The 9561-nt window shown below is 39.5% G+C and carries 10 protein-coding genes and 1 pseudogene; 1 reads left to right on the top strand and 10 read right to left on the bottom strand.

Features of this window, described 5'->3' with window-relative positions:
- Positions 1-190 precede the first annotated feature (190 nt).
- From BKK50_RS00585 to BKK50_RS00540, 10 genes are read right to left on the bottom strand one after another with little or no spacing between them, the layout of a single operon-like run.
- Positions 191-841 (bottom strand): stress protein, encoded by a 651-nt coding sequence (locus BKK50_RS00585; RefSeq protein ID WP_077414321.1) that lies wholly within the window; start codon positions 839-841, stop codon positions 191-193.
- Between the two features lie 9 nt (positions 842-850).
- The gene (locus BKK50_RS00580) at positions 851-1429 is read right to left on the bottom strand and encodes a TerD family protein (protein ID WP_077414318.1); all 579 of its coding nucleotides are present in this window, start codon (positions 1427-1429) and stop codon (positions 851-853) included.
- Positions 1430-1475: 46 nt separating this feature from the next.
- On the bottom strand, positions 1476-2975 hold the full coding sequence (locus BKK50_RS00575; RefSeq protein WP_077414315.1) for a helix-hairpin-helix domain-containing protein: 1500 nt from the start codon (positions 2973-2975) through the stop codon (positions 1476-1478).
- Positions 2972-4564: a PP2C family serine/threonine-protein phosphatase gene (locus BKK50_RS00570; protein ID WP_077414313.1), complete on the bottom strand. Its 1593-nt coding sequence runs from the start codon at positions 4562-4564 to the stop codon at positions 2972-2974. Before BKK50_RS00570 ends, BKK50_RS00575 begins: the two co-directional genes overlap by 4 nt.
- 2 nt (positions 4565-4566) lie before the next feature.
- The gene (locus BKK50_RS00565) at positions 4567-5604 is read right to left on the bottom strand and encodes a TerY-C metal binding domain-containing protein (RefSeq protein WP_077414310.1); all 1038 of its coding nucleotides are present in this window, start codon (positions 5602-5604) and stop codon (positions 4567-4569) included.
- A 9-nt stretch (positions 5605-5613) separates the two neighbouring features.
- Complete coding sequence (locus BKK50_RS00560) at positions 5614-6252, bottom strand: vWA domain-containing protein (protein ID WP_077414308.1); 639 nt, start codon at positions 6250-6252, stop codon at positions 5614-5616.
- A gap of 53 nt (positions 6253-6305) precedes the next feature.
- Positions 6306-6944, bottom strand: a complete 639-nt coding sequence (locus BKK50_RS00555; protein WP_077414305.1) for a vWA domain-containing protein — start codon at positions 6942-6944, stop codon at positions 6306-6308.
- A 9-nt stretch (positions 6945-6953) separates the two neighbouring features.
- Positions 6954-7619 (bottom strand): DUF4328 domain-containing protein, encoded by a 666-nt coding sequence (locus BKK50_RS00550; RefSeq protein ID WP_077414302.1) that lies wholly within the window; start codon positions 7617-7619, stop codon positions 6954-6956.
- Positions 7620-7627: 8 nt separating this feature from the next.
- The gene (locus BKK50_RS00545) at positions 7628-7999 is read right to left on the bottom strand and encodes a hypothetical protein (protein ID WP_077414300.1); all 372 of its coding nucleotides are present in this window, start codon (positions 7997-7999) and stop codon (positions 7628-7630) included.
- A gap of 9 nt (positions 8000-8008) precedes the next feature.
- Positions 8009-9007: a TerC family protein gene (locus BKK50_RS00540; protein ID WP_077414297.1), complete on the bottom strand. Its 999-nt coding sequence runs from the start codon at positions 9005-9007 to the stop codon at positions 8009-8011.
- A 124-nt stretch (positions 9008-9131) separates the two neighbouring features.
- On the opposite strand from BKK50_RS00540, the pseudogene BKK50_RS13160 reads away from it, so the two are divergent.
- A pseudogene (locus BKK50_RS13160) lies at positions 9132-9301 on the top strand (IS1595 family transposase); the annotation flags it as partial.
- Between the last annotated feature and the right edge of the window lie 260 nt (positions 9302-9561).

Here is a 9561-nt window from a genome sequence, read left to right as displayed (position 1 = left end):
TTTTATAACGGACACACGCAGTGTGTCCCTACGTTCTGTTAAAATTTCTATTTTTGTGCATTTGCTACATAATACCGTAAAATTTAGTAAAAATGACCGCACTTTTCTGCGATGTTTATATACAGAATGAAAAGTAAAAAACCTGTGTTGATCTCATCAACACAGGTTTATTTAGGGTGAGTTATTGTGATTATTTCGATCCTGCCGAAAATTCAAATCCCCAATCGTAATATTGGCTGCATTCTGCGTGTCCGTTAAAGAAATTGATTTCTTTACGAATGGCCATTTGTGAGCCAAAGAAATCAATGGCGGCAATAGCGCAGAAAGTGCGGTGATCACGTTGCTTGCCCATTTCAACCACAATTTCAGGCTGATTTGGGACTTTTACTGTCACCACCGCATCAGATTGTGCCCAGTTAGCTACGCCCTCATAAATAAAGCAGTACACTACTAAACGGCGTAAATCTTGAATGCCTTTTGGGTTGACTAAGATATTTTCCCCCCCTTCACTACTACCACTGCGATCATCACCACAATGCCACACCCACGGAAAATCGGTATAACGTCCTTGACGGCTTAATTGATTACGCGCACCACCACGCCCTTTAGAGAATTGTAAACCGTCAATCATTCCTGCTGTGCCGTCATTGAGTTCCCAATAGATGCCTAAATCCAAATCAATTTCTTTATTACCACCAAATAGACCGGAAAAGAAACCGCCTTTTTTCTGTTGCGACCAATTTAAGTTGATCGTAATTTGTTGATCAGAGGCTTTGGAGAGATCAATCTTGTGGCTATCGCCTTGTTTCTCTAAGGTAATTTTACTTAATGAGATTGTCATTTTATTTTCCTACCCTACGTTTACACCATATTGTTGGCAAAGTGCAAATAATCCACCTGAATAGCCTTGCCCAATAGCACGAAATTTCCATTCACCGTTATGACGATAAATTTCGCCGAAAACCATTGCGGTTTCTGTACTGTAATCCTCCGATAAGTCAAAACGAACCACTTCTTCATTCGTATCGTTATTCACTAAACGAACAAAAGCGTTACTTACTTGCCCAAAGTTTTGACGGCGAGCTTCTGCTTCGTGAATGGTGACGGTAATAAAGAGTGATTTAATATCACCTTGAATCTGATCGAGTTTTACGAGCACGCTTTCATCATCACCACTACCATTTCCGGTTAAATTATCACCGGTATGCTCAACACCACCACAAGGTGAGCGCAATTGGTTATAGAAAATAAAATAACTATCTGAAGGCACTTTGCCATTTTCAGCTGTCATAAAAATGCTGGCATCTAAATCGAAATCCTGCCCATCAGTAGAGCGAGAATCCCAACCTAAACCAACCAATACATTTTTTAAACTTGGATCCGTTTTACTTAATGAAACGTTTTGTCCTTTTGCTAAAGAAATTGCCATTGTTTACTCCTATTTTTTGTAAAAATTCATAAAAAAATGACCGCACTTACGCACCAGCGATCTGAACGATAAGTAAGCGTCCTCCTTCACCTTTTTGTAGTAGAATTTGTCCACCTTCTTCCAATTTCACCTTTTCACCAATGGCAATAGGTTGCTTGGTTTTAACATTAACCATTTGTGATAAATGTTCATTTATCAGCCACCAGTCGCCTTGATAGAAACGGAAATAGCCCATTCGTTGAGCATCGGCAGCTTTGAGTTTTTCGTTCGGGAAAATACGTGTGTCAGCGTGCCATTTATAAATGCCTTGTCCGTCATAGACCATAATGCGGTGATTATCCGGACGATAACTGCCATTAGGGGCAGCAGAATAAAGATTTAATACCGGTAATTTTCCTTGATGTGGCACCCCACAAAACGGGCATTTAGGTTTAGTCGAATTATCAAAGGCATACCATTTTTGTTCGCACTGTGGGTTTCTACACGGTTGCAATAAATCAACGGTTTTTACTAAAGCCTGCTCCCATTCATCGGCAGTCGGTCTACCTGCCGGATTATGCAAGTCAGAAATAAATGCACGCTCAAATAATGCACTTAAATAAGGTCCGGTAATTTTGTAAGGGATTTTATCTGTATCTTTCCACGGCAATTCCGTTGGGCGAAGATTGGCAACTTTTATGCGATTACTTTTATCTTTTGGGTGCTCAATAAAGAGTGCTTTTTCACCCATTGCCAATTCTTCATCTCGCTGGCTATCATTCATATCAAAAACTTTGTCGCCTCGAAGTGGATGCCGGTAAAGCAAATACATATAAATCAGTACTGCAAGGGCGTGCAGATCGGTCGTTCGGCTTGGTAGCTTTCGTTTAGGATCTTTTTTATCCAAATGTTGGGTTGCCACAACTTCCGGCGCAATAAAATCCGGTGTACCAACGACTGTGGGTGGATGTTTTCCCGGGACAACCAAGCCATCAATATCAATCAGACAGGCTTGTCCGGTTGTCGGATCAATTAAACAGTTTTTATAACCCAAATCACTATGACTTAATCCTGCCATATGCATTCTGCGCACCGCACGCGCTAACATCAAACAGACTTTCAAATGCAACATCCAGTCGCCCAATTCTTTCGGGTCGAGAAATTTATTGCGATTGGAGGCTGAAGCAAACCATTTGCCGTCTTTATCTTTTCCCTTAATTTGCAACATATCGTTATGACGACTGCCGTATTGAAAGAAAAAACAATCTCGATAAAAAGGACTCACAACACCTAACTTCCCCTGATACTCCACCACCGCAGTAGGCCAACAAAATAACTTTTTCAGATATTCTCCGCCTTCTTGTTCAAAAATGCGTTTTCGGTAAGTTTCAGTAATCATTTCTAACCGCTCTTTGGTTTCCTGATCAGCTGATTCACGAAAAAACGCCACCACATAATCTTTATTAGGCGAAAACATTACATCTTTCATACCACCTTGGGCTTTAACTTCATCGACAAATTCAATCTTTTGCCCATTCGTGGCGGTTAAACGGATAATTTGGCTCATTGATTTACTCCCTGATTATCCAATACCCGGTCACTCGCTTTACTGAGAGTAATCGTTGTTGTTATGTTATTATGTGTCACGTTAATGGTACGCTCGCCCTTGTCTTCAATACCATTTTTAGCGGTGTCTTGTGCCTCTCTTTCTCCATTTTCTAACACTTTTTCTTCAGTATTTTTTTGTACGCTATCGATTGGTTCGTTTGCTAATAATCCCCGTTCATTTGTTTCACAAACGGTCAAACTTTGCTGCTGATTTACCAATCCATCCCACTCAGATTTCGGAATGAACATTGCCAAAGTGCGATCATCGTGTTCGCCTTTTGACCAAAAATCTAACCACTGTTCTAAGGTTTTAGCCGGATTTTCAGCTTGTAGCGGCGATTTCAATTCTGACCATAAATCTTGCCAAGCCGCTATGCTTTGCAATTTAGCGTCTGTTTTAAATTTAGGATCAGAAACACCGTCAGTCATCAACATTAAGATCGGTGCATAATCTTGCAGATCGGTATAGATCCGAGAAATCAGTTTTTTCGGTTCAATTTCAGCACGGTTTAAAAAGAGGGTTTCACCTGAATAGCTACCGGTATCCACTTCGCCCAATAATTTCACTTTTGGAAAACCTAAATCTAAAATGGCGACAGCGCCATCGCCAATCCAATAACCGGCGGTAAACCATTGGTTATTCTCAAGAGGCAAAGTTAATGCCAACAACAAGGTACAAGAGAGGGATTTCACAGGGATTTGTTCTTTTTCCGCTTGTCTTTCTTGGGCGAAAAAAGCCGCTTGCACTGCTTGAAACAACAAACCATTCGCTATCCCCTTTAATTTCTCCATTTCAGAAACAGCTGCAATCGCCTGATATTTTTCATTTTGTTCCAGCTGTTCCAATACTTTTTCTTTGGCTGCCTCTACCGCTAATTTTGAACCGAAGCGAGAAAATTCTGCGCTGCCGGCACCATCTGCAACAGCAATAAAATGCACACCGCTTTTTTCGTGGAAAGTCATAGCAAAATCATCATCGCAACAAGTGCCTTTATGAGCGTGAGAACGACCACGCATTCTTGCTGCCAGTAATTTGCCAAATTTTGTTGAAATTTCATCGCTTGCACTGTCTACTTTCCAAAAGCGGTCATTTTGATCACTGGAAATATTATTCCAAAGTTTTTTCGGGTTAGGATTGATCCAAAGTGTCCCTAATGCGGTAGCCCCCTCTTCCAATAAAAAAGAAAGTTGAACTTCACCACTTATCGTAGGTGTGCCTTCAACCACTTTTTGATCAGCATTCCAGCTTAAACCACAGGTTTGCAAAAAACGAATTTCTTTAATCAAAACATCATTATTTGGCTTACAAAAATAAGGTTCATCTTGTTTAGCATTCTCAAGCTGAATACTGGGCACTCTGTTTTGCACGGTTGTTCTTTCTGTTGGCATTATGATTTTCACGTTTTCTATTCCCCGCCGAAAATTAAGCAGCGTTTCAGCAAACAGATGAACTAAAGCCGTATGTTGCCCAGCAAAAGCGTCAATCGTTTTCTCATCTGCTTGCCCCAACCAAGATTTAGCTTGTTGAAGTTGATCTAATGCATTCATTACTAGCCCCTAGCTCGGTTAATCTCAAAATCGTCACCTTCAGGATCGAAACCGAAAAAGCAATCTTGTTGGCATTTCGGACAAACCGCCTCGCCTAAACCATCAATACAGAAAACCTGCCCACAATCACACATTGCAAAAGCAAAAGGAGCGCCACAATGAGGACAACCACCACCGCCAATTAATTGTGAAGATTTTATCGTTTGATTATTTGGACGATTATCTGACCAATCTTCATAATCTTTTTCGAGTGCATAAGCACCGACATAGTGATATTCCGCATCGCCAAATATCACCTCCCCAAAACGTTCCCATTTCATTAAATAAGGCAATTTCACTTTGCGACATAATCCCATAACAATGGCATAATTCTCATCAAGTGCGGTCAATTCTTCACTATTTTTGGCTAATGAAATTGCGTTGTTTTCCAATAATTCTTTATTGAGTGATACCGGTGTTTCAAGACCAAGAGAACGGCTTTGACTACTAATTGAACTTGCAATCGTTTCACACAATGCCTGATAAACACGCTCAATATCTGCATCATCTAAACGATAAGTGAGATCGGCGATTTCATTTAATGTTGATAAGTCAGCAAATTTGCCAATGCCGATATTGATCAACTTGGCTCGCTGTTTAAATGTCGCTTTCCAGCGTTGAATAGCTTTACCGGTATCATCCGTGCTTGAGCCGTCCGACATAACATAAACCAAAGGTTTCCAATCGCCTTTTTGTTCCGCCGTGCTGAGGATAATGTCTTTATCCATACAATCCATTACGTGATTTAATGCGGTGCCAATAGAAGTACCTGAGCCAATGGGTAAACGAGGGGGATAGAAATTCATCAATTCAGTCAGTGGTGCAAGTGTGCCGGCTACACCGGCAAAACCAATAACGGAAAGATAAACGGCTTCTAAAGCATAAGGATCTCGTCTTAATTGATTAACCAAGCGGTTCATTCCTTCTTGCATTTGGCGAATATTTTCGCCCACCATACTTTCGGAAATATCAATCACAAGATAAACAGGTAAACGACGCATAATTCTTCCTTATAACACAATGTTGATTTCATCAGGCGGAGGCGGTAGAGAATTGCTTGTCGGAGCGCCAACACTGATACTTGTTTGTGCCACTGAAGCAGAAACCCATTGGAAAAATTGGGCAAAACTGTTTAAATCCATCGTATCTAAAGAAACAACGGTATCCGTTAATTTTTTAAGTATATTAGGATCCGCTTTAGGGCCTGCTGCACAGGCAACGATATTGCCGAAATTCAAGGATTTAATCAGAGGAATAGCATTGTTGTAAGCCATTACATCTGAAGGCTTGCCATCGGTAAGTAAGATCAAGATCGGGCGCCAATCACCTTTTTGATTGGTAGACCCCAAAATTCGTTCTTTTTGTACCGCACTTGCCAATTCTTCCAACATCTTCCCTAAGAAAGTCGGGCCGCTGTCCGGTGTGCTAACCGTTGGGAGCGTCACATCTTCAAGTGCGGTCAAAGGAAGTATATTTTTGATTTCACTATCAAAGGTAAAGATTGAGAGATAAACGCTATCCAATGCATAAGGATTTTGTCGCAATGCGGATAATAGCGATTGTAAACCGACATTCACCGCTTCAATAGGCTCACCTTTCATTGAACCGGAAGTGTCAATACAAATATAAGTGAGAAGTCGTCTAGACATAATTTAACGGTTTTTAAGCTAGCATAATAGGCAGAGAAACCCGCCCCATTGGTTTATAGCACAATATTTAATTCTGCCGGTGGTGGAGGCAATTCGTGTAAACTGCCTATGTCTTTTTTATTTAAGTCCACTTTTTGACTTGAAACAGAAATAGACGCTGAGACCCATTTAAAGAAGGCTTTAATAGAGTTAGCATCTGCGGTATCAAGCGAAACCACGGTTTCCGTAATTTGTTTTAATACATTCGTATCAGCCCCCGCACCGGCAGCACAAGCGACAAAAGTACCTGTTTTTACTTGACGAATTGCCTTGATCCCTTTTTGTAAATCATCTGTTGGTAATCCATCTGAAAGTAAAAATACAACAGGTTTCCAATCGCCTTTTACTTCCGCTGAACCTCTTTGCACTTCTCGATTAATGCAATCCGCCAATAGGGTTAATGCTTCGCCCATTGCCGTTACGCCTGAAGCTTGAATATCAGGCATCTGAAAACGCATTAATTCTGTTAAAGGTGTCACTTGTTTTGCGTGGCTATCAAAGGTAATGACTGATAAATAAGCGGTTTCTAATGCATAAGGATCTTGGCGTAAAGCCGAAACTAACATTTGTAAACCATTACGAACCGCCTCAATGGCTTCACCCATCATTGAGCCGGAAGTATCTACTAATAGATAAACGGGTAAACGACGCATAATTTTCTCCTAGTAAGATTTTTGTAATGAAACCGGTTTAGATTGATTAGCTTTTTTCTGCCATTTATCCACGTTATAAATGAGATAAAAGATCATCACACTCATCGTAATCACAAATACATATTGCAATAATGTTGCATTGAGAAGGAAGTGGTATCCATTGAGGGTCTGTAATTCACCAATTCTTTTCAAAATAGCGTTCAAAATCGAAGAGGGAAAATGTAAAAGCCACCAAATAAGAAGGAATACCTGAAATTTTTTACGTTGAACCGAACCAAACATTACTTGTTGGCTCTGTGTAATCACTTCTTTAAAGACGGAATAAGGTTTCCACAGGTTAGCAATTGGTACAAACCACCACCAAACTACGCTCGCGTGGCTATATCTTAGATTTTTTGCGCCTAATGCAGAGAGGTTAACGTGGGCTTTATACAACCACACTAAATAGGCAATCGCAAAAACAAACAAAGCAAGATAATAAAAGCCATCCAGTTTTGCGCCATACATTTCAATCCAATCCGCAAAACTAAGCTCTGCTTCAGTGATGGTGCCATTTTCAATTTTATTTAAAAATATTTTGGTATAAACCAAAATAACAAAACTAAAAATTTCTATGGCAAATACAAGTGCTAATAATGATAAGCAGATTTTAGTTAAATACTTATTTTTTAACATAATTTCCTTCAATAACAACGTTGTGTTTCCATACCATTTTTACGATTTAATTCTCTTGCCGCTTCGCAAGCAGAACGAGATTGTTTTCCGGCACAATTTTGGTTAAACCAATTAATCATTTGCTGATGTTGAGCCACTTTATCGTTATAATTATTGACGGAAACCTGCGAATATTGATCGATATAGGTATTTTGTAGCGCCTTACCTAACCATTTTGCTTGATTATAAATTTCTACGCATTGCTCCATCTGGGCATCGGAAATAACCGGAACATAGCCTTGAGTAAAAGACGTTGGTGGCGCAGTGTAAGGCTGATTAGCCATTGCAAAACCAGCCAACAAACTACAAACAGTTAAAAAAGTCCGTTTTTTTGTTGACATTCTCTACTCCTATTTTTCTTTTTCAGGGAAAATAAACGAGGCAATCACCCCTATAGCTAACACGCCCAATACGATAAATAAGCTCGTGTTTGGTGAAATATGAATACCGGTGTCGCTGATTGCATGGTTCCAAGATTGAATTCCCATTTTGACACCTATAAAGAACAACAGGGCGATAACCGCTTTTTCGAGGTGGATAAGGTATTTGGTTAAAGCGGCTAAAATAAAATAGAGGCTACGCAAACCAAGAATGGCGAAAATCATTGCAGCATAAACTAATAATGGCTCTTGTGTTACCGCAATCACCGCAGGCACAGAGTCGAAGGCAAAAGCAACATCTGATGTCTCAACTGCCATTAAACAAAGAAACGCCGGTGTAACGTATTTCAAGCCTTGACGTGTCGTTGAAGCAACTTGCTCAGCATTCATTTCTGAATGGTTAACAAGAAAGCGCTCACCAAAAAGTTTGGTATAAATTGGCATAAGTTTGCCGGTTAAGCGTACACTCCAATGGTTTGAATAATTTTCAATCTCTTCCTCCTCATCATTACCACTTTTGAGCATTTTCCACCCACTCCAAATGACAAAAATAGCAAAAACGAAACCAACCCAAGGGCTTGCGGAAAATAATCCTGTTCCAATTACTACAAAAATAGCGCGGAAAATTAATGCACCAATAATCCCCCAGTAAAGAATTCGGTGTTGAAGTTTTCCTGTGATTCCAAAAGAAGCAAAAATAGCAACAAATACCATTAAATTATCAATAGATAAACTCTTTTCTAAAACATAACCGGCAAGGTATAGATCAGCCCATTCTGCATCAAAGCGAAGCCACAAATAAACATAGAAGCAGAGCGCCAAGCCAATCCAAAACATCGACCAAAGTGCGGCATCTTTTACGCTAATTTCTTTGCTATTACGGTGGGCAAATAAATCTAAATAAACAGATAGCGCAATGACACCAAAAAAGACAATAATTGTTTCGAGAGGAAAGCCGAAGTGTGCCATAGAATCCTTACCAGACAGAAATAAACTAAAAACTTTCCTATTCTAAAAAAAAAAAAACAGTTGTCAATAAAAATAAAAAAATTTAGGGTCTGAAGTAGATTTGCAAGTATGTCGGTCTATAAAAATGAAGATAACTCATTGTAAATTAAAGAAAAGCAGATAAAGAAAGATTGCTTGAATTTTTCACACAGGATGTCACCGCCTGCTCAGCTTTGGATATTTTAGGTATTCAAGCCTCAGCTATCTTGTGATGACAAAATACGACAGGTCATTGAATATCATCTCGCTCTTGAATGAAGAAGATAAAACTTGTGAAGGGAAACGAAATCGAGGTGCAACGGAGAAATGGCGATAGTACAAAAATGTGAGAAAAGTTTAACATAAGATAAAAAAATAGAACTATTCTAAAATTTCTAAACTATTTCTAAAAAATCCTAAAATTTCGGTATTATGTAGCAAATGCACAAAAACAGAAATTTTAACAGAACGTAGGGACACACTGCGTGTATCCGTTATAAAAATCAAATTATTTCAATAGGTTAAAATTCGGACAC

Origin of the sequence: Rodentibacter rarus, assembly GCF_001998965.1 — a bacterium.
GTDB lineage: Bacteria > Pseudomonadota > Gammaproteobacteria > Enterobacterales > Pasteurellaceae > Rodentibacter > Rodentibacter rarus.
Note: the sequence above shows the minus strand (reverse complement) of the source record. Positions and strands in the feature narration are given on the sequence as shown.